Origin of the sequence: Patulibacter defluvii (genome assembly GCF_034096925.1) — a bacterium.
Lineage (GTDB): Bacteria > Actinomycetota > Thermoleophilia > Solirubrobacterales > Solirubrobacteraceae > Patulibacter > Patulibacter defluvii.
The window spans coordinates 127,376-148,263 of the sequence record NZ_JAWZSQ010000010.1 but is presented as its reverse complement, the minus strand read 5'-3'; the positions used below and the strand labels follow the sequence as shown (position 1 = coordinate 148,263).

Below are 20,888 nucleotides of genomic sequence, written 5' to 3'. Positions count from 1 at the left end.
ACTGAGAAGCGAAAGCGGCGCGCCAGGTCCGATGGGTGCGCCCCCCAAGAGGAACGACATATGAGTCACGAGAACGTGACGACGGTGTCCGTGGAGATCGCCGGCAAGACGATCACCTTCGAGACCGGCAAGCTCGCCAAGCAGGCTTCCGGCGCGGTCACCGTCCGACAGGGCGACACGGTCGTCCTGTCGACCGCGACGATGGGTCGCGAGAAGGACGCGGACTTCCTGCCCCTGACGGTCGACGTCGAGGAGCGGATGTACGCCGCGGGCAAGATCCCCGGCTCCTTCTTCAAGCGCGAGGGTCGCGCCGGCGAGAAGGCCACGCTGACCGCCCGCATGATCGACCGGCCGATCCGGCCGCTGTTCCCGAAGACCTGGCGCCGCGACACCCAGTTGGTGACGCTGCCGATCTCGATCGACCACGAGCACCCGTACGACATCCTCGCGATGAACGGGGCCTCGGCCGCGCTGCAGATCAGCGGCGCGCCGGTCGACCAGCCGGTCGGCGCCGTCCGGATCGGCAAGATCGACGGCCAGTTCGTCGTCAACCCGCCCGAGGACGCGCTGACCGAGGACGGGGCCAGCGACCTCGACCTGATCGTCGCCGGCACCGAGGACGCGATCCTGATGGTCGAGGCGGGGGCGAACCTCATCCCCGAGGCCGAGATCCTCGACGCCCTCGACATCGCCCACAGCGAGATCAAGAAGCTCTGTGCCGTCCAGCACGAGCTGCGCGAGAAGGCCGGCAAGCCGAAGGTCGAGTTCGCCGCCCCGACGGTCGACGAGAAGCTCGCCGCCAAGATCAAGAAGGCACACGGCAAGAAGATCGAGAAGGCGACCCAGGTCGTCGACAAGATCGAGCGCCAGGACGCGACTGAGGCGGCCAAGGACGCCGCCGTCGAGGAGTTCTCGACCGGCGGCGAGAACCCGGACGTCGACAAGCAGGTCCGCTCGATCGTCAACGCGATCGAGAAGGCCGCGATCCGCGACCGGATCGCCGTCCAGAAGGTTCGCCCCGACGGCCGCGCCGCGACCGAGATCCGCCAGATCACGATCGAGACCGGCACCGCCCCGCGGACGCACGGCTCGGCGCTCTTCACCCGTGGCCAGACGCAGGCCCTCTCGGTCGCGTCGCTGGGCACGATGAAGGAGGAGATGCGGGTCGACGGCCTCGGGCTCGAGACCAACCGCTACTACTGGCACCACTACAACTTCCCGCCCTTCTCGGTCGGCGAGGCCGGCTTCATGCGCGGCCCGAAGCGCCGCGACATCGGCCACGGCGCGCTGGCCGAGCGGGCGCTGGTCCCGGTGGTGCCCTCGACCGACGACTTCCCCTACGCGATCCGCGTGGTGTCGGACATCCTCGAGTCGAACGGCTCCAGCTCGATGGCCTCGGTCTGCGGCAGCTCGCTGTCGCTGATGGACGCCGGCGTGCCGATCAAGGCGCCGGTCGCCGGCATCGCGATGGGCCTGATCAAGGAGGGCGACGACTACATCGTCCTCACCGACATCGCCGGCGTCGAGGACCACCTCGGCGACATGGACTTCAAGGTCGCCGGGACCGCCGAGGGCATCACCGCCCTCCAGATGGACATCAAGATCACCGGCGTCACCTTCGAGATCCTGCGCGACGCGCTCGCCCAGGCCCGCGACGCCCGGCTCGAGATCCTCGGCAAGATGCGCGAGGTGATCGACGGCCCGCGCGAGGAGCTGTCGATCTACGCCCCGCGGATCCTGTCGGTCAAGATCGATCCCGAGAAGATCGGCATGGTCATCGGCAAGGGCGGCGAGACGATCCGCGGCCTCCAGGAGGAGTTCGAGGCCCAGATCGACATCTCCGACGACGGCACGGTCAACGTCTACTCGTCCTCGGGCGAGAAGGGCGACGCGCTGGTCCAGCGGATCTCGGCGATGACCCGCGACGTCGAGCTCGGCGACGAGTTCGAGGGCAAGGTCGTCAAGACCACCACGTTCGGCGCCTTCGTCGAGCTGATCAAGGGCACCGACGGCCTGCTGCACATCTCGAACGTCTCGCCCGGCAAGCGCGTCGAGACGGTCGAGGAGGTGCTCTCGCAGGGCGACGTGATCAAGGTCCGCGTGGCCGAGCTCGACCGCGAGCGCGGCCGCGTCGGCCTGCGGCTGTCGGACGATCCCGACGTCGCCGGCAAGACCGTCGAGGAGCTGCAGGCGCTGTCGGCCAGCAAGTCGAACGGCGGCGGCCCGCGGCGCGAGCGCGGCGACCGCGGGGATCGCGGCGGTGACCGCGGCGGCCGCGGCCGGCGCGACCGCGGTGACCGCGGCGATCGCGGCCCCCGCTCGGACCGCGATCCCGACCGGAGCCGGTAGCGCGTGAGCGGCGCCGGAGGACCTCGCCCGAACGGCGAAGCCGGGACGGCGAGGATCACCCGGCTGCCGTCCGGGGTGACCGTCGCGACCGAGCCGATCGGCTCGGCGCTGTCGGTCGCCCTCGGCGTCTGGGTCGGCACCGGCGCGCGCCACGAGCGCGACGCCGAGGCCGGCCGGGCGCACCTGCTGGAGCACATGCTGTTCCGGGGCACGCGGAGCTACGAGTCGGTCGAGATCGACCGCCGCTTCGACGCCCTCGGCGGCGACCTCAACGCGGCCACCAGCCGCGACGAGACCGCGGTCGTCGCCCGCGTCCTGGCCGACGAGGTCGGCGAGGCGTTCCCCGTCCTCGGCGAGATGGTCGCCTGCCCGCGGCTGCGCGACGAGGACCTCGAGCTGGAGCGCAAGATCGTGCTCGAGGAGATCGCGATGATCGAGGACGACCCGGAGGAGCTGGTCTTCGAGCTGCTGCCGCGGGCCGTCTTCGGCGGCCACGCGCTCGGCCGGCCCGTGATCGGGTCGCCCGAGGTGGTCGCCGGTACGTCGGGCGAGACGCTGCGGGCGTTCCACGCCGGCCGCTACCGGCCCGACCGGATCGTCGTCGCGGCGGCCGGGGCGGTCGACCACGAGCGGCTCTGCGAGCTCGCCGAGCGGCTGGCGAGCGACCTCGCGGCCGACGGCGGCGGCGACGGTCCCCACGAGCCGGGGCCGGCCGGCGCGAGCGACCCGACGGTGGTCTTCCGCGCCCGCGAGACCGAGCAGGTCCAGGTGGCGATCGCCGGGCGCGGGCCGGGGATGGGGGACGAGCGGCGGTTCGCGCTGCGGGTCCTCGACACGATCCTCGGCGGCACGCCCTCGTCGCGGCTCTTCCGGGCCGTGCGCGAGGACCGCGGGCTGGCCTACGCCGTCTCGACCTTCGACGACCAGCACCGCGGCGGCGGCCTGGCCGGCGTCTACCTGGGCACCCGCGCCGACAACCTCGGGGCGGCGCTGCGGGTGGTCGCCGACGAGCTGGAGCGGGTCCGCCGCGAGCCGGTCGACGACGACGAGCTGGAGCGGGCCAAGCACCACGCCCGGGCGCGGCTGCTGCTGGGCCTGGAGTCGACCCACGCGCGGATGCACGTGCTCGGCCGCGCGGTCCTCCACGGCCTGCCGCTGCTGCGACCGGACGAGATCGCCGCCCGGATCGACGCCGTCACCGCCGACGACCTGCAGGCGCTGGCGCGCGAGCTGTACGACCCGGCCGGGCTCAGCGCGGCCGGCGTCGGGCCCGACGAGCAGGCCTTCCGCGACGCGCTGACGCCGGTCGCGGCGACGCTCAGCGCGGCCTGAGCCTGGATCCACCGATTCTCGGGTCGCCTCGCCGCGGATGACCGGCGACGATGTCCACGCCACAGGATCTGATGGTCACCGACCGTCATCACCTGTGGCCCGACCACCGTCTTGGTCCTCCACGCCGAGGCTCGACCGATCCTCGGTGGATCCAGGCTGAGCCGGCGGCCCTAGCGCCCGCCGGCGACGGGGGAGAGCCGCCAGACGTTGATCGTGTCGCCCTGGACGTCGCTGGTGCGGGGCGGCCCGCCGACGCGGTGGTCGATCTCGCGCACGAAGAAGTCGCTGCCGCCGACCAGCACGGCGGTGAAGCGGCGGCTGTCGAGCTGGATCGAGGCCAGCCCGATCCCCGAGGTCAGCAGCAGCACCGGCCGCCGCGCCGCGACCCGCTCCAGCCAGGCGGTCAGCCGCGGGTCGTCGAGCAGCGCGCGGGTCCGGTAGCGCAGCAGGTTGGCGTTGCCGAGCATCGTCACGGCGCGGCCGCTGCGGATCGCCAGCGACGGCGCGACGGTCGCCCAGGCCCGCTGGTTGGGGCCGACGAGCACCAGCGGGTCGCCGCCGCCGAGCTGGTCGTCGAGCCGGTCGAGCATCGCCGGCACGCCGTCGAACTCGGTGGTGGTGATCGCCGGACGGGCGTCGCGGAGCCCGATCGCGGCCGCGGCGAGCAGCAGCAGCACGGCGAGCGCGGCCAGCGGTCGTCCCGCCGGCGCGCGGTCGCGGTGGCGCCAGGCCAGCGCGACCGCGACGCCGCCGAGCGCGGCGGCCAGCGGCAGCGCCAGCGGCAGGTAGCGGCGGGCGGTCCAGTACTGGTCGGGGACGAGCACCTGCGGATCGCGGGCGACCAGCGCCAGCGCGATCAGGCCGAGCAGCAGCAGCGGCAGCACGGCGACCCGCTCGCGGGCCGCGGTCGCGCCGGCGCCGAGCACCAGCAGCGCCAGGCCGGCCGCGGCGAGGACGATCCCGGGCGCGGTCGCGTAGGTGCCGAAGATCCGCAGCCCGAGGCTCGGCGGGGCGACGGCCAGCACGATCCCCGCCAGCACCAGCAGCGCCGCCAGCGGCCGCGCCGGGATCCGCGCCAGCGCCCGCAGCAGGCCCGCCTCGGCTGCCGCGAGCGCCCGCGGCAGGCCACGGCGGCCGACCACGGCGATCAGCGCGCAGGCGGCCAGCACGACCGCGGCGATCCCGGCCACCAGCCACGAGCCGTCGATCGAGCCGAGCACGTGGCCGACGGTCTCGTCCGTGTAGCCGCGGGTGAGCGTCAGCCCGCGGACGGCGGCGTAGAGCAGCGGCGGCAGCAGCCCGACGGTCAGCCAGAGCGCGCCGTCGCGCCCGCGCCGCGCCAGCAGCACCGCGACCACCGGCGCCACCGCCACCAGCGGCCAGGCGTCCGGGCGCACCAGCGGCGCGGCCCCGAGCGCGAACCCGGCCAGCAGCGCCGCCCGCCGGCCGCCGTCGCGGATCGCCAGCGCCGCCGCGACCGCCGCGGTCAGCAGCACCGCCCCCGAGGGGACCTCGGTCATCGGGTAGCGCGAGAAGTAGATCAGCGCCGCGTCGGTGGCCAGCAGCGCCATCGCCGCGCCCGCCGCGGGCGCGTGGTCGCGGGCCCGCACCAGCAGCGCCGCCGCCGCGCCGGCCAGCAGCACCAGGATCGCCCCGGCCAGCGTCACCACCCACTGACCGCCACCGCCGGTCGCGCTGGCGCCGGCGGCCATCGTCGCCGGGGTCACGTGGTAGCCGTGGGGCACGATCGCCCCGCCGCGGGTGACGAAGAGGCCGGGGAAGGGCCGCTGGCGGTCGATCCCCAGCGCCCCGCCGCCGAACCGCCGCAGGCCGTCGCGGACGTCCGGATCGAGCGGCAGCTTCAGCCCGCCCTCGTGGCGCAGCCGCTCCGAGGTCATCACGTAGAAGCCGGCGTCGCGGCCGCCGAGGTCGAAGGCGTAGGCGGGCAGGCTGGCCGCGCCGGCGCCGAGCAGCGCCAGCAGCAGCAGCGGGCCGGTCGCGATCCGCCGTCCCGCGCCGCGGGCGCCGCCGGCGACCAGGGCGATCGCCACCAGCGCCACCAGCGCGACCGTCGCCGGCGCGAACGCCCCGCTGTCGGCCAGCGCCTGGAAGGCGACCCCGAAGGCGGTCAGCGCGGTGCCGAGCGCCAGTCCGGCGCGGGCCGGGGCCGGTAGCCCATGGGTGATCGAGCCGACCAGCCCGTGGCCGACCGCGCCGACCAGCACCGCCACCGCCGCCGCCCCGAGCGGGCGCAGCGGCTGCCAGGCGGCGGCGACCGCGACCACCAGCGCCGCCAGCGCCACGCCGGCGGTCGGCCAGGTGCGGCCCGGCCAGCGGGACGCGAGCGTGCGGAGCGAGCGGGCGATCCGCGGAAGTCAAGCAGGCGCCGTGAAGGACCGCGCTCCTGACGGCATCTGGGACGATGGCGGGCATGAGCAGCGAGATCCGCGTGGCCGTGGCGGGCGCCGCCGGCCGGATGGGCCGGACGGTGTGCGACGCCGTCGAAGCCGCCGACGGCATGGTCCTGACGGGACGGGCCGACCCGGCCCTCGACACGCCGCTCGCGGCGGTCCTGCCCGACGCCGACGTGGTGGTCGACTTCACCCGTCCCGACACCGCGCTCGGCAACGCGATCGCGTGCGTCGAGGCCGGCGTCCACGTGGTGATCGGCACCTCCGGCTTCGACGTCACCCAGCTCGAGGGCCGCGGCACCGCCAACGCCTTCTACGGCCCCAACTTCGCGATCGGCGCGGTGCTGATGATGCGCTTCGCGACCGAGGCCGCCCGCCACATGCAGAAGGCGGAGATCGTCGAGCTGCACCACGACAAGAAGCTCGACGCGCCCTCCGGCACCGCCGCCCACACCGCGGCGCTGATCGCCGAGGCGACCGGCAGCGAGCCGCCCGTCCACTCGATCCGGCTGCCCGGGCTGGTGGCGCACCAGGAGGTGATCCTGGGCGGCACGGGGGAGACGCTGACGATCCGCCACGACTCGCTCGACCGCTCGTCGTTCATGCCCGGCGTGTTGCTGGCGATCCGGCGGGTGGCGTCGCTGACCCGATCGCCGACGGTCGGGCTCGACAAGCTGCTCTTCGACGAGGCCTGAGCGGGGCCCGGCCGGTGCGGCTGCGCCCCGCCACTCCGGACGACGCCGACGGCATCGCCCGGACCCGGATCGCCGCCTGGCGCCACGCCTACGCGGAGATCGTCGACCCGCTGGTGCTGGCCGACCTCGACGCCGAGGACGAGGGCGAGCGCTGGCGCGACAGCCTCGGCGCGGCGGCGACGGCCGCCGCCGGGCTGCGGGCGACCGTCGCCGAGCAGGACGGACGGGTGGTCGGCAGCGCGATCGCGATCGTCGCCGCCCGCGCCCCCGACGACGGGCCGGCGACCGGCGAGCTGGCGATGCTCGACGTCCACCCGGTCGCCCAGGGCGCCGGGGTCGGCGGCGCGCTGCTCGACGAGGCCGAGCGGCGGCTGCGCGAGGCCGGCTGCCGGCGGGCGGTGCTGCGGACGCTGGCCGCCGATGAGCGCGCGCGGCGCTTCTTCGCCGGCCGCGGCTGGACGCTCGACCCCGAGGCCGACGTGCCGGCGGTCGAGCGCCACGGGCTGGCGACCGTCCGCTGGAGCCGGACGCTGTGACGACGGCGCCGATCGAGGTCGCCCCCGGCGCCCCGCCGCTGGCCGCGGCGCCGGTCCGGCCGCTGCGGATCCTGGTCGTCGCCAACCGCTACCCGCCGGCCGCGGCCGGCGGCTACGAGCGGATCACCGTCGCCGCGGTGGCGGCGATGCGGGCCCGCGGTCACGCGGTCGAGGTGCTGACCACCGGGGCGGACGAGCCGCCGATCGCCGACCCGCCCGACGCCGGGATCCACCGCACGCTCCGCTGGTGGTGGCGCGACGGCGACTGGCCGGCCCACGGCCTGCGCGAGCGGGCGGCGGTCGAGTGGGCCAGCCGGCGGGCGCTCGACGAGCGGCTGCGGCGCTTCCGTCCCGACGTCGTCTCGTGGTGGGCGATGGGCGGGATGCCGCTCTCGCTGCTGGAGACGGTCCGCCGCCGCGGGATCCCCGCCGTCGGGGTGATCGGCGACGGCTGGGTCCGCTACGGCCGCCGCCACGACCTCGGCGGGCGCAGCTGGGAGCGGCCGGGGCTGCGCCAGCTGCGGCCGCTGGCCGGGCGGCTGGGGCTGCCGGTCCCCGGGCCGATCGCGCCGGCCGGCCGCTGGCTTTGCATCTCCGAGTGGGTCCGCGACGTCGCGGTCGACGATCCCGACGTGACGGCGCAGGCGGCGATCGCCCGTCCCGGCGTCGATCCCGCGGTCTTCCCGCCCAGCGAGCCGGGTCCGTGGCGGGGCCGGCTGGCCGTCGTCGGCCGGGTCAACGAGGCCAAGGGCGTGGCCGACGCGGTGCGGGCGCTGGCGCTGCTGCCGCGGGCGACGCTCCAGGTCGACGGGCCGGACGCGCCGCGGGCCGGCGGTGACGAGGATCGGCCCGAGGCGGCCGCCGTCGCCGCGCTCGCCGACGAGCTGGGGGTGGCTGAGCGGATCGCCTGGACCCGGACCCCGGCCGACCGCGTCCGCGAGGCCTACGCCGGCGCCGACGCGCTGCTCTTCCCGGTCCGCTGGCCCGAGCCGTGGGGGCTGGTGCCGCTGGAGGCGATGGCCGTCGGCCGGCCGGTGGTGGCCTGCGCCACCGGTGGCGCGGCCGAGTACCTGCGCGACGGCGAGAACGCGCTGCTGGTGGTGCCCGAGGACCCGGCCGGCCTGGCCGCCGCGGTCGAGCGGCTGGCCGCCGACGCGGACCTGCGGGCGCGGCTGGTGGCCGGCGGCCGCGCGACCGCCGCGGCGCTCTCGGCCGCCGCCTTCGACCGCGCGGTGCTGGCCTGGCACGAGGCCGCCGCCGGCCCCGCCGCCGCTCCGGTGTGACGTTCCGGTCGCCGGACGACCGCAACGTCGCAGCGGGCGGGAGCGGTCAGCCGCTCAGGGCCTCGCGGATCCGGTCCGGCAGCGCGGTGTAGCGGGTCGCGCCGTCGACCCGCCGCAGGGCGGCGGCGATCGCGCCCCGGTCGCCGACCATCACGCACGCCTTCTCGGCCCGGGTGACGGCGGTGTAGAGCAGGTTGCGGGTCAGCATGTGGCGGTGCTCGGCCACCACCGGCACCACCGCCACCGGCACGCTCGACCCCTGGGCCTTGTGGACCGTGCAGGCGTAGGCCAGGTCCCAGGTGTCGAGCCGGTCGCTCGGCAGCCGCACGCGGCGGCCGTCGTCCATCGCCACCACCACCTGCTTGCCGTCCTCGTCGACCTGGACGAGCATCCCCAGCTCGCCGTTCATGACTTCGGCCTCGTGGTCGTTGCGGGTCTGCATCACCCGGTCGCCCTGGCGCAGCCCCCGCAGCGCCCCGCCGCCGGCGACGGCGCGGCCGCCGGGGTTGAGGATCTCCCGCAGCCGGCCGTTGAGCGTCTCGACCCCGCAGGCGCCCTTCCGCTGCGGGGCCAGCACCTGGACGCCGCCGATCGCGTCGACCTCGTAGTAGCCGGGCAGCCGCTGGGTCACGAGCGAGACGATCTCGTCGGCGGCGGCGACCGGGTCGACGCGGTCGATCAGGAAGAAGTCGCGGACGTCGTCGGGGCCGGGCCGGGTCTGGGGCGGCTCGCCGCGGTTCATCGCGTGGGCGGCGCGGACGATCAGCGACCGCTCGGCCTGGCGGAAGATCCGCGACAGCCGCACCGCCGGCACCTCGCCCGACTCCAGCAGGTCCTGCAGCACCCGCCCGGGACCGACCGGGGCCAGCTGGTCGACGTCGCCGACCAGCAGCACGTGGGTCCGCGGCCCGACCGCCCGCAGCAGCGCCACCGCCAGGTCGAGCGGCAGCATCGACGCCTCGTCGACGACCAGCATCACGCCGTCGGGGATCGGGTCGTCCTCGTCGTGCTGGAAGCCCTCGCCCGGCACGTACCCGAGCAGCCGGTGGATGGTGGTGGCGTCGGCGCCGGTCGCCTCGGCCAGCCGCCGCGCCGCCTTGCCCGTCGGCGCGCACAGCAGCACCCGGCCGCCGGCCTCGCGGAGGGTGGTGACGAGCGCCCGCATCGTCTGCGTCTTGCCGGTGCCGGGGCCGCCGGTGAGGATCGAGAGCCGGTGGCCGATCGCCGACCGGACCGCCTCCCACTGCTCCTCGCTGGGGGCCGGGTCGAGGCCGTCGGGGGCGCGGTCGGGAGCGGTCGCGTCGAGCGTCGGCTCGGCGGTCGCCAGGCCGGCCACCAGCGTCGCCAGCAGCGCCTCGTCCTCGTCCAGCTCGAGCGTCGCCACCCGGCCCTCGCGGTCGACGACGGCGCCGCTGGCGATCAGCCCGGCGAGCGCCTCGCCGACCGAGCGGCCGTCGATCCCGGCCGCGCCGCCGGGCGGCGCCCACGGGTCGCGGCTGCCGGAGAGCAGCCGGATCGCCCGCCGCACCAGCTCGTCGTGGGGCAGGTGGCAGTGGCCGTCCTCCTCGGCCAGCCGCAGCGCCTGGAGCGTGCCGGCCTGGCGGCGGGCGGCGCTGTCGCGGGCCTCGCCGAGGGCGAGGGCGATCGCGTCGGCGGTCACGAAGCCGATCCCGCTGCGCTCGGTCAGGCGGTAGGGGTCGGCGCGCAGCAGGGCGACGTCCGGCTCGTCGCCGAGCGCCCGGATCACGCGGCCGATCGTGGCCGCGTCGACCTGGTGCTGCTCCAGCAGCAGCCGCACCGCGCGCGGGCCGGCCTCGGCCCGCCAGTGGTCGACCGCCTCGGTCAGCTTCTCGCCCGAGAGCCCGCGGACCCGCCGCAGGACCGACCGCGGGTCGTCGTCGAGCCGCGCCAGCAGCTCGTCCCCGAAGCGCTCGATCAGCTGCTCGGCGGCGACCGGGCCGACGCCGGGGATCCGCCGCAGGACCCGCGCCAGCGCCTCGTCGCCCTCCGGCTCCAGGCTCTGGAGCGCGCGGACCCGGAAGCGGGCGCCGTGCTTGGCGTGCTGCTGGCGGTCGCCGGTGGCGCGGACGCGGTCGCCCGGCTCCAGGTGGCCGAGCGGCCCGACCAGCACCTCGTGGCCGGTGCTGTCCGACATCGCGTCGACCACCGCGAAGCTGCCGTCGTCGCTGCGGAAGCGGACGCCGGCGACCTCCAGCTCGAGCGTCTCCTCGTCGACGGCCACCCGACGACGGTAGCGGGCGCCCCGGCGTGGCCATGCCGTCGCGGCATGGCCGCCGGGCCGGACCGTGATCGCACGTCGAGCGCCGCTCTGGGAGGATGAACCACGTGGCCGAGCTCGGGACGATCATCACCGCGATCGTGACGCCGTTCGACGCGGAGTACCGCGTCGACGAGGGCGCCTTCGTCGATCTGATGCACCACCTGGCCGCCCACGGCTCCGACGGCTTCGTCGTCGCCGGGACCACCGGCGAGGGCTCGACGCTGAGCGACGAGGAGCACCTGGGGCTGGTCGAGCTGGCGATCCGCGAGAAGCCGGCCGGCACCACGATCATCGCCAACGCGGGCTCGAACGACACCCGCCACTCGCTCCACCTGACGGAGAAGGCGACCGAGCTGGGCGCCGACGCGACGCTCAACGTCGTCGGCTACTACAACCGCCCCAACCGGCGCGGGATCCTGCAGCACTACCGGGCGGTCGCCGCGGCGACCGACAAGCCGATCGTGCTCTACAACATCCCCGCCCGCTCGACCCTCAACCTCGATCCCGAGCTGCTGGCCGAGCTGGCCCAGATCGACCACGTCGACGCGGTCAAGCAGGCCAACAGCGACGAGCTGCAGCTGATCGACGGGCTCGACGTCTACGCCGGCAACGACGACGCGCTCGCGCGCGCGATCGAGATCGGCGGCGCCGGCGGGATCCTCGTCGCCAGCCACCTGGTCGGCGACCTGCTGGCCGAGCTGGCGACCGCCACGCCCGAGCGGCGAGCGGAGATCGACGGCTCGCTGCAGGACCTCTACGCGGTCCTCGGCGTGACGGTCAACCCGATCCCGGTCAAGGCGGCGCTGGAGCTGGCCGGGCACCCGGTCGGCGGCCTGCGGCTGCCGCTGGTCGAGGCCGACGAGGACGAGCGGGCCCGGATCCGGGCCGTGCTCGAGGGGCTCGGGCTGCTCGCCGGATGACGTTCGCGGGGCAATTAGCCGCGCAGCCGTCGGGGCCGCGGGCGCGAGCGAGCGCGCGTGGGCTCAGGGCGGAGCGCACCGAACCCTGCGCGCGACCCGTGCGTCGCGCCGAACGACTGGAACACCCGATATGACCCAACCGACGACGCTCCGCGTGCTGCCCCTCGGCGGCCTCGGCGAGATCGGCAAGAACATGACCGTCGTCGAGTACGACGGCAAGATCGTCGTGATCGACGCGGGGGTCCGCTTCCCGACCGCCGAGCAGGTCGGGATCGACCTGGTGCTGCCGGACTTCAGCTACCTGAAGGACCGCGCCCAGGACATCGAGGCGATCGTCATCACCCACGGCCACGAGGACCACCTCGGCGCACTGCCGTACGTGATCAAGCAGCTCGGCGGCGCCCGCCGCGCGCCGAAGATCTACGGGCGGCCGCTGACGATGGCGATGGGCCGCAGCAAGCTCGACGAGCACCGCCTGCGCGAGGTCGAGCTGACCGACGTCCAGCCGGGCAGCGAGATCCGCCTCGGCACCTTCACGATCGAGCTGATCCACGCCACCCACTCGATCCCCGACGCCTGCAACGTGGCGGTCACCTGCGACGCCGGCACGCTGCTCTTCACCGGCGACTACAAGTTCGACCAGACCCCGGTCGACGGTCCGCCGGCCGACTTCCTGCGCCTGGCGCGGTTCGGCAAGGAGGGGCTGCTGATGCTGCTGGGCGACTCGACCAACGTCGACCGTCCCGGCTGGTCGCCGAGCGAGTCGCTGGTCGGCCCGGCCCTCTACGACGTCTTCGCCCGCCAGCGCGGCCGGATCATCGTCACCTCGTTCGCGTCGAACCTGCACCGCGTCCAGCAGGTGATCGACGCCGCGGTCGAGCTGAACCGCAAGGTCTGCATGCTCGGCCGCTCGATGCGCAAGAACACGAACATCGCCAAGGCGCTCGGGATCCTCGACATTCCCGACGGCGTCCTGGTCCAGCCGCGCGACCTCGAGCACCTGCCCGACCACCGCGTGGTCGTGATGTCGACCGGCTCCCAGGGCGAGCCGCTGGCGGCGCTGCGGCGGATGGCCTTCCGCGACCACCCGCAGATCCGGATCCACGACGGCGACACCGTCGTCTTCTCCGCGACCCCGATCCCCGGCAACGAGCGGGCGGTCAACGAGACGATCGACAAGCTGTACCAGGCGGGCGCCAGCGTCATCACCCACAAGGACGCGCCGATCCACGCCTCCGGCCACGGCTACCAGGAGGAGATGAAGATGATGCTCAACCTGACCCGGCCGAAGTACGTGATGCCGCTGCACGGCGACTACCAGCGGCTGCAGCTGCACAAGCGGCTGGCGGTCTCGGTCGGCGTCAAGGAGGAGCACGTCTTCTGCGCCGAGAACGGGCTGCCGGTCGAGATCGACGCCCGCGGCGCGCGCTTCGGCAAGCCGGTGCCCTCGGGCGTCCTCTACGTCGACGGCACCGACATCGGCGCCCCGGCCGACGCGGCCCTCCGCGACCGCCGCTCGCTCTCCGCCGACGGCCTCTTCGTGGTCGTGGCGACGATCGGCGACGACGACGGCAAGACGGTCGCCGAGCCGGAGCTGATCTTCCGCGGCGTGCCCTTCAAGGACGAGGCCGATGCGCTGCTGGAGGCGCTGCGCGACCAGGTCGACGCCTCGGTCGAGCGCGCCGCCGCCGACGAGATCCACGACCTCGACGAGATCCAGCGGATCCTCCACGACGACGTCGCCCAGCTGGTCTGGGAGAAGCTGAAGCGGCGGCCGATGGTGCTGCCGGTCGTCGTCGCGGTCTAGTCGGCGTCCTCGCGTGGCGGTTGACCCCCGGCGTTCGGGGCCGAACCGCCACGCGAGCGACGGAGGGGCGGCTCGGGCTCAGGCGGTCGTGCGCTCGGCCGCCTCGAGCACGCCGACGCGGGCCTTGTGGCGACGCTCGTAGGCGCCGACGCGGGCCGACAGCGCGGGACCGTCGTCGTCCTCGCGCAGCCGCCGCTCGACCTCGGCCACGGTCGCCTCGTCGTAGCCGGGCCACGGCTCGACGGCGCCGGCGGCCGCGTCGGCGGCGCGCTCGGTCGTGCGGACGGCGCGGTCGCGGGCGTCGCGGGCGCTGTCGGCGACGTCGTCGAAGCGTCCGCGGACCGCGTCGGCGACCTCGTCACGGGCGTGGCGGACGGCGTCGGCGGCGCCGGTCTCGGCGGCCGACCACTGCGGGTCGCCGTCGACGCGGGCCGCGGCGACCCCCTCGGCCAGGTCGCTGACGTCGGCGAGCAGGCGGTCGAGCATCCGCTCCTCGTCGGCTCGGATCTCGCGGGCCAGGCGGGCGGTGTCGGGGTCGCCGACGGCGCGGGCGAGGGCCTCGATCGCGCGGTAGGTGGCGATCTCCAGCGCCTCGGCGGCGGCGCCGTCGCGGGCGTTCTTCAGGACCTTCTCCTCACCGCCCTTGCCCCGCACCAGGTCGAGCGGCAGCTTGCCGACCGCGACCGCCTGGGCCGCGACGCCCTGGACGAGGGCAAAGCCGGCGCGGAGGCTGCGCGGCCCGTCGCCGGCGCCCAGCTCGACCAGCCGCCGGCGGACCCGCTCGGCGTGGCTGCGGGTCTCGGACAGGTGGGCCTGGAGCGCGTCGCGGTGGTCGCCACGGGGCGCGACCGCGATCTGGGACTGGAGCACGCGCACGAGGCCGGCCTCGGTGGCGTGGGCGTCGCGGAGGTGCTGGACGAGGACGTCGGCGGGCTGCGGCATCGGATGCTCCTGGTTCGGGGCGTGCGGTGTCGGCCGGGTGAACGGCGCTCTTCCCCGGCTACCCGGGGCGGCGGGGGCGGAAACGGGGGAGGAGGGCGGTGGGGCGAACGTCACACACCCCGGCCGCCCCGGCGGGCCGTGCGACGTTCGCCACCGCCCGCGTGGGGGAACGTCACACGCCCCGGCGGGGGACCGGCGGCGTGCGACGTTCGCGCCCGCCCCTAGACGTCGTCGGGCGCCGCGCCGCCGAGCCGCTCCTCGGCGTCGGCGGGCCCGGCGGCGGTGGCCCGGTCGCCGCGCAGCCGCCGCCGGATCTGGCGGGCGGCGCGGCGCGAGGGGCCGAGCAGGCGGCCGTCCTCGCCGGCCGCGGCGGCGACCTCGGCGTCGACCGGCGGGCCGTCGGGGTCGATCCGGTCGTCGTCGGCCGGGGCGACCGTGGTCGGCTCGGCAGCGAGGGCGAGGGTGATCACGAAGCGGGCGCCGCTGCCGTCCTCGCTGGTCGACTCCAGCCGCACGTCGCCGCCGTGGCGCTGGGCGGCGGCGCGGACGATCGCCAGGCCGATCCCGGTCGAGCCGGCGCCCTCGCCGCCGTGGCGGACGAAGCGGTCGAAGATCCGGTCGCGCAACTCGGGGGGGATCCCGGGACCGTCGTCCTCGACCACGAGCTCGCCGCGGCGGTCGATCTCCCGCAGGCGGATCCGAATCTCGGTCCCGTCGGGCGTGTGGCGGAGGGCGTTGCCGAGCAGGTTGGCGACCATCCGCACCAGCTCGTCGCGAACCCCGTCGACGGTCAGCGGGTCGAGGTCGAGGACGATCTCGTGGCCGCCGAACTGGGGCTCCAGCTCGTCGACCGCCTCGAGGATCGCCCGGTCCAGGTCGACCGGCTCGCGGGCCGTCTCGCGCTGGGCGTCCATCCGCGCCAGCAGCAGCAGGTCGGAGACCAGCCGCCGCATCCGACGGGCCGAGCGCAGCGCCGACTCGGCGGCCTCGCGATCGTCGCCGTCGGTCGAGAGCGCCAGCAGCTCCAGGTTCGCCTGGACGGCGGTCAGCGGTGTCCGCAGCTCGTGCGAGGCGTCGGCGACGAACTCGCGCTGGCGCTGGAGCGACTGGTCGATCCGGGCCTGCGACGCCGCCAGCTCGTCGAGCATGTCCTGCAGCGTCCGGGCCAGCTCGGCGATCTCGTCGTGGACCGGCGGGACCGGCATCCGCGAGTCGAGGTCGCGGGTGCGGGCGATGTGGCGGGCGGTGCCGGTCATCCGCTTGACCGGCCGCATCGCCCGCTGGCCGACGGCGAGGCCGGCGACGAGGGCCAGGATCGTCCCCAGCAGCACGCCGAGCGCCAGCGCGGTCTGGATCCGGCGGCTGGTGCGCTCGACCGTGTCGTAGCTGCGGCCCATCCGAGCGATCACGGTGACGGTCGGGATCAGGCCGTTGTCGGCGCTCAGGACCTTGCCGTCGGCGTTGCGCAGCGGCACCGCGATCCGGGTGTGGAAGACCCGCAGGTCGCCCTCGCGCTGCTCCGAGGACTCCGGGGCGCCGAGGTCGCGCCGGGGCGTCGTGTGGCCCAGCTCCTGGGGCCGCCCCAGCGGGTTGCGGGAATCGACCAGCCAGAGGTTGATCGCCGTGCCGCGCTCGCCCCGCAGCAGGTTGAGGTTGCTGCGGAGGTTGATCGCGGTGGTCGGGAAGACGCTCGTCAGCCGCAGGTCGAGGTCGGTCCGCAGCGTCTCGAAGCGGGCGGTGGTCTGGGTCTCGAAGTCGCTCCGGACCCGCTGCAGCGTGAAGCTCCCGACCGCGACCGCGAACACCAGCAGGATCGCCCCGGTCAGCCCGGCCGACACGACGGCCAGCCGCCAGCGGATCGGCAGCTTGTCCAGCCAGCGGAGCCAGCGGACGCGCTCGTGGCCGGCGGTCACGCGGCCGTTCCGCTCAGCGGGCGGTGCGCAGGACGTAGCCGGCGCCGCGGATCGTGTGCACCAGCCGCTCCTCGCCGCCCGCCTCGAGCTTGCGCCGGAGGTTGGAGATGAAGACCTCGATCGTGTTGGTCGAGGCCAGTGGGTCGTAGCCCCAGACCTCCTCCAACAGCCGCTGGCGGGGCACGACGAGCTTCTCGTTCCGCATCAGGTACTCGAGCAGCTCGAACTCGCGCTGGGTCAGGTCGATCTGGCGCTCGCCGCGGCGAACCTCGTGGGTGGCCGGGTTCAGCGTCAGGTCGGAGACGACGAGCGCCGCCTCGCCGCGCGGGGGGCGGCGCCGCAGCAGGGCCCGGATCCGGGCCAGCAGCTCGTCGCGCTCGAACGGCTTGACCAGGTAGTCGTCGGCGCCGCTGTCGAGGCCCTCGACGCGGTGCTCGACCGCGTCGCGCGCGGTCAGGATCAGGATCGGGACGTCGCCGGACTCGCGCAGCCGCTGGGCGACCTCGATCCCGTCGATGTCCGGCAGCCCGAGGTCGAGCACGACCACGTCGGGCATGTAGGTCCGGGCCTCGGCCAGCGCGCTCTGCCCGTCGCGGGCGATCCGGGTCTCGTAGTCCTCCAGGCGCAGGGTGCGCCCGAGCACGCCGGCGATCTCCTCGTCGTCCTCGACGATCAGCACGCGCGCGGTGCGGCCACTGGAATCCATGGCGCCGATCGTAGTCGCCGGAGCTTCACCGTCGTTCAAGCGCAGCCACGCGCCCGCTGAGCGCTCAGCCGCGGGCGCCGAGCACCTGGACGTAGGTCGCGGCCGTGCGACCGGTGGCCGCGACGCCGGGGGCGCCGAGCGCGATCCCGATCCCGGTCTCGTCGAACGCGCGGTCGAGCAGGTTGCGGCGGTGGCCGGGGGAGGCCATCCAGCGACGGACCACGTCGCGCGGGGTCGCCATCTTGCCGGTGCCCCAGGCCAGGTTCTCGCCCGCCCGCCAGGCCCGCCGACGCGGCGGGTAGCCCGCGGCCGCGATCCGCCGCGAGAAGCTCACCCCTGACGGCGTGACGTGGCCGAAGAAGTCCTCGCGCACCATCAGGCGGGCGTAGCCGTCGGCCATCCGCCGCAGCACCTGGCGGTTGCCGAGGCCGCCGATCCCGCGGCGGGCGCGTTCGCGGGCGACCAGGCAGGCGGTCGCGCTCCGCACCCGCTCCAGGTTCTCGGCCGACGGCTGCAGGTCGGCGTCCGGGCAGTCGCGCTGGGCGACGCGGCGGAGGGCGATCCGCCGGCGGGCGGTCGCGCAGCGCGTCGCCGCGCGTCCGTGGCCGCCGCAGGCCGACGTCCCCGCGACCGCGCCGGCCGCCGGAGTGGGGGCCGACGCCGCCGGCACCCCGACCCCGCCCCCGACCCCGCCGATCGCCCCGGCGACGAGGGCCAGGAACAGCGGCAGTGGACGTACGGAGGCAAGCGACATGATCGACGTTCAGTTGGTTCGTCCCCAGCATCGAGCGTCCATCGACGCGGATGCGAGACTCAACGAATGATCGATCGCGGCCGCCGCCCGCGGGCGCGGGGAGGAACCGCGCGGCGCCCGGCGAACCGAGCCGGTGAGCATGAGCCGGACCCGTACCCCTGCCCGCACCGCCTCGAAGGCGGCGAAGCCGAAGGCGAAGGCCAAGCCCCGCGCCGCCGCCGCCAAGCGCGGTGGGTCCACGCGCGCACGGGGCGGCTCGTCGCTGCCGGCCTGGCGCTCGCTGGAGCAGCGGCAGTTCGACCAGATCGGGCTCGGGCTGCTGGCGCTCTCGGTCTTCCTCGTCTTCCTGATGTACCTGGGCGCCTGGGGCGGCGCGATCGGCGACGGACTGGTCGGCGGCCTCCGCAGCGTCTTCGGCCAGATCGCCTACCTCGCCCCGCCCGCGGTCGCCGCCACCGGCCTGCTGCTGATCCTGCGTCCGCTGCTGCCGGCGATCCGACCCTTCCGCTCCGGCGCGATCCTGCTGCTGCTGGCGCTGATGCTGCTGTTCGCGGCCGGCACCTTCGGGCTCGGCGGCGGCGCCCGCCACGGCAGCGAGCTGTGGAGCAGCGCGATCGTCCGCCCGCGCGGCGGCGTGATCGGCGACGCCCTCTACTGGGGGATCTCGAGCCTGCTCGGCAGCATCGGCGCCCACGTGATCGGCGTCACCGCGCTGCTCGCCGGCGTGCTGCTGCTGACCGGGGCCTCGATCGCGTCGATGGTGTCGCGGACCGGCGAGGGCCTGCGCCAGACCACCACCGCGCTGCGGCGCGTGCCCAGCGGCGAGACCGGCGACGAGCCGGAGATCCCCGTCCTGCCCCGTCGCCGTGCGGCGACCCCCGCGCCGAAGACCGGCGAGGGGCCGGTGCCGCCGCGGCCACGCCGCGCCACCACCGAGGCCGCGGCCGAGGAGCCGCCGGAGGAGGACGCCGCCGAGACCCCCTTCCCGTCGACCGCCGCCGCCCGCCGGCGCCGCGCCGCCGAGCCCGCCACCGGCGAGGAGATCGTCGCCCGTCGCGGTCCCGGCCGGACCGAGCTGGACGGCGCCCGCCGCTACCCCGACCTCTTCGGCGAGGAGGGCGAGACCCGCCTCGACCTGCCGACCAGCGAGCCGGAGCCGACCGTCGTCCCCGACGACGACGAGGACTTCACGGTCGTCGTCCCGCCGCCGGCCCCCGAGGCCCCGACCCGCGTCGTCCGCGCCGCGGCCGTCGACGAGCCGGAGGACGAGCCGACCCGCGACGACGAGCGCCCGACGCTGAAGGAGCTGCGCGAGCGGCAGCCGATGGGCGGCGACCACGAGCCGCCCGAGGACGGCTACGTGCTGCCCGACCCGGCGCTGCTGAAGGTCTCCGCGCCCGACCAGCTGCGCCCGGACACCGCCGGTCAGCAGGAGACGGCGCAGGCGCTGGTCGAGGCGCTCCAGCACTTCAAGGTCGACGCCCAGGTGATCGGCACGATCGCCGGTCCCCACATCACCCGCTACGAGCTGCGGCTGGCGCCCGGCATCAAGATGTCGAAGGTCGCCCAGCTGAAGGACGACCTGGCCTACGCCCTGGCCGCGACCGACATCCGGATCCTGGCCCCGGTCCCGGGCAAGACCGCGGTCGGCGTCGAGGTTCCGAACAAGCGCCGCCGCGTCGTCCACCTCGGCGACGTCTACGACGACCCGCCCCAGGGCGAGACGCCGCTGACGGTCTGGCTCGGCAAGGACGTCTCCGGCAAGCCGATCCACGCCGACCTGGCGAAGATGCCGCACCTGCTGGTCGCCGGCACCACCGGCGCCGGCAAGTCGGGCTGCGTCAACGCGATGCTCAGCTCGATCCTGCTGCACGCCACGCCGGACGACGTGCGGCTGGTGCTGGTCGACCCGAAGCAGGTCGAGCTGAACCACTACGAGGCCGTGCCGCACCTGCTGACGCCGGTGATCACGAGCCCGAAGATGGCCGCCAACGCGCTCCAGAACCTCGTCCGCGAGATGGAGTGGCGCTACGGCGTGATGAGCGTCAAGAAGACCCGCAACCTGATCGAGCTGAACAAGGTCCGGGTCGAGGAGGGCGACGAGCCGCTGCCCTACATCCTCTGCGTGATCGACGAGCTGGCCGACCTGATGATGGTCGCCCCGGCCGATGTCGAGGACGCGATCATCCGGATCGCGCAGAAGGCCCGCGCGGTCGGCATCCACCTGGTGCTGGCCACGCAGTCCCCGCGCGTGGACGTGATCACCGGCATGATCAAGGCCAACGTCCCGTCGCGGATCGCCTTCAGCGTCTCCTCGCAGACCGACTCGCGCGTGATCCTCGACCAGAACGGCGCCGAGTCGCTGCTCGGCCGCGGCGACATGCTCTTCAACCCGGTCGGCAGCTCGAAGCTGACCCGGATCCAGGGCGCCTACATCGACGAGGCGGAGATCGCCGAGCTGACCCGCCACTGGGCCACCCAGGGCGAGCCGGAGCTGCGCGAGGACCTGCTCGAGGCGGCCGAGGACGAGGAGGCGACCGACGGCGGCCCCGACGACGTCGACGCCGACACCGATCCGCTGCTGGCCGACGCGATCGAGCTGGTGGTCGAGATGGGCGCCGCGTCGACCTCGGGCCTCCAGCGGCGGCTGCGGGTCGGCTACACCCGCGCCGGCCGGCTGGTCGACATGATGGAGCGGCGCGGGATCGTCTCGCCGTTCGAGGGCTCGAAGGCCCGTCAGGTGCTGATCTCGCCGATGGACCTGCCGAAGCTGCTGGCCCAGCTGCGGGGCGCCGCGGACCCCGGCGAGCCGGCTGACGACGCCGGCGGACCGCACGCTCCGCCGAGCGGCGAGGACACCGCCGACGACCGCACCGGCGAGCACGCGGCCCTGACCCGCGGCGGCTGAGCGGGGCCGGCGCCGTCCGCCCAGCGGACGGTGCATGCACGGCCGCACCCG

The 20,888-nt window shown here is 75.2% G+C and carries 14 protein-coding genes; 8 read left to right on the top strand and 6 right to left on the bottom strand.

The features are described 5' to 3' along the window. Nucleotides 1–60: 60 nt before the first annotated feature. Together SH587_RS12630 and SH587_RS12625 are read left to right on the top strand one after the other, a co-directional pair. Nucleotides 61–2,349, top strand: a complete 2,289-nt coding sequence (locus SH587_RS12630; RefSeq protein WP_320670978.1) for a polyribonucleotide nucleotidyltransferase — start codon at nt 61–63, stop codon at nt 2,347–2,349. A 75-nt stretch (nt 2,350–2,424) separates the two neighbouring features. Then, on the top strand, nt 2,425–3,681 hold the full coding sequence (locus SH587_RS12625) for a M16 family metallopeptidase (RefSeq protein WP_320670977.1): 1,257 nt from the start codon (nt 2,425–2,427) through the stop codon (nt 3,679–3,681). A gap of 170 nt (nt 3,682–3,851) precedes the next feature. Here the strand turns inward: SH587_RS12625 and SH587_RS12620 are convergent, their stop codons facing one another. Further along, the gene (locus tag SH587_RS12620; RefSeq protein ID WP_320670976.1) at nt 3,852–5,984 is read right to left on the bottom strand and encodes a hypothetical protein; all 2,133 of its coding nucleotides are present in this window, start codon (nt 5,982–5,984) and stop codon (nt 3,852–3,854) included. Nucleotides 5,985–6,112: 128 nt separating this feature from the next. Here SH587_RS12620 and SH587_RS12615 point away from each other — a divergent pair, with 128 nt between their 5' ends. Genes SH587_RS12615 through SH587_RS12605 form a run of 3 tightly spaced genes read left to right on the top strand, consistent with a single transcriptional unit; the run spans nt 6,113 to nt 8,606 of the window. Beyond that, nucleotides 6,113–6,787 carry a 4-hydroxy-tetrahydrodipicolinate reductase gene (locus tag SH587_RS12615; RefSeq protein WP_320670975.1) on the top strand — a complete coding sequence of 225 codons (675 nt, stop codon included), beginning with the start codon at nt 6,113–6,115 and terminating at the stop codon, nt 6,785–6,787. 14 nt (nt 6,788–6,801) lie between these two features. Beyond that, nucleotides 6,802–7,323, top strand: a complete 522-nt coding sequence (locus tag SH587_RS12610) for a GNAT family N-acetyltransferase (RefSeq protein WP_320670974.1) — start codon at nt 6,802–6,804, stop codon at nt 7,321–7,323. Further along, nucleotides 7,320–8,606: a glycosyltransferase family 4 protein gene (locus SH587_RS12605; protein ID WP_320670973.1), complete on the top strand. Its 1,287-nt coding sequence runs from the start codon at nt 7,320–7,322 to the stop codon at nt 8,604–8,606. The genes SH587_RS12610 and SH587_RS12605 overlap by 4 nt, the downstream gene beginning before the upstream one ends. A gap of 46 nt (nt 8,607–8,652) precedes the next feature. Here the strand turns inward: SH587_RS12605 and recD2 are convergent, their stop codons facing one another. Next, complete coding sequence (recD2, locus tag SH587_RS12600; protein ID WP_320670972.1) at nt 8,653–10,848, bottom strand: SF1B family DNA helicase RecD2; 2,196 nt, start codon at nt 10,846–10,848, stop codon at nt 8,653–8,655. A 95-nt stretch (nt 10,849–10,943) separates the two neighbouring features. Here recD2 and dapA point away from each other — a divergent pair, with 95 nt between their 5' ends. Together dapA and SH587_RS12590 are read left to right on the top strand one after the other, a co-directional pair. Beyond that, nucleotides 10,944–11,807 carry a 4-hydroxy-tetrahydrodipicolinate synthase gene (gene dapA / locus SH587_RS12595; RefSeq protein WP_375341761.1) on the top strand — a complete coding sequence of 288 codons (864 nt, stop codon included), beginning with the start codon at nt 10,944–10,946 and terminating at the stop codon, nt 11,805–11,807. 130 nt (nt 11,808–11,937) lie between these two features. Next, nucleotides 11,938–13,614, top strand: a complete 1,677-nt coding sequence (locus tag SH587_RS12590; RefSeq protein ID WP_320670970.1) for a ribonuclease J — start codon at nt 11,938–11,940, stop codon at nt 13,612–13,614. A gap of 78 nt (nt 13,615–13,692) precedes the next feature. Here the strand turns inward: SH587_RS12590 and SH587_RS12585 are convergent, their stop codons facing one another. The 4 genes from SH587_RS12585 to SH587_RS12570 all read right to left on the bottom strand — a co-directional run bounded on the left by SH587_RS12585 (nt 13,693) and on the right by SH587_RS12570 (nt 17,929). Further along, nucleotides 13,693–14,556, bottom strand: a complete 864-nt coding sequence (locus tag SH587_RS12585) for a YciE/YciF ferroxidase family protein (protein ID WP_320670969.1) — start codon at nt 14,554–14,556, stop codon at nt 13,693–13,695. A gap of 221 nt (nt 14,557–14,777) precedes the next feature. Continuing rightward, nucleotides 14,778–16,469, bottom strand: a complete 1,692-nt coding sequence (locus tag SH587_RS12580) for a sensor histidine kinase (RefSeq protein ID WP_320670968.1) — start codon at nt 16,467–16,469, stop codon at nt 14,778–14,780. Between the two features lie 13 nt (nt 16,470–16,482). Beyond that, the gene (locus tag SH587_RS12575) at nt 16,483–17,175 is read right to left on the bottom strand and encodes a response regulator transcription factor (protein WP_320670967.1); all 693 of its coding nucleotides are present in this window, start codon (nt 17,173–17,175) and stop codon (nt 16,483–16,485) included. 64 nt (nt 17,176–17,239) lie between these two features. After that, nucleotides 17,240–17,929 (bottom strand): CAP domain-containing protein, encoded by a 690-nt coding sequence (locus SH587_RS12570; protein WP_320670966.1) that lies wholly within the window; start codon nt 17,927–17,929, stop codon nt 17,240–17,242. A 139-nt stretch (nt 17,930–18,068) separates the two neighbouring features. Here SH587_RS12570 and SH587_RS12565 point away from each other — a divergent pair, with 139 nt between their 5' ends. Further along, complete coding sequence (locus tag SH587_RS12565) at nt 18,069–20,837, top strand: FtsK/SpoIIIE family DNA translocase (protein ID WP_320670965.1); 2,769 nt, start codon at nt 18,069–18,071, stop codon at nt 20,835–20,837. Nucleotides 20,838–20,888: the final 51 nt, after the last annotated feature.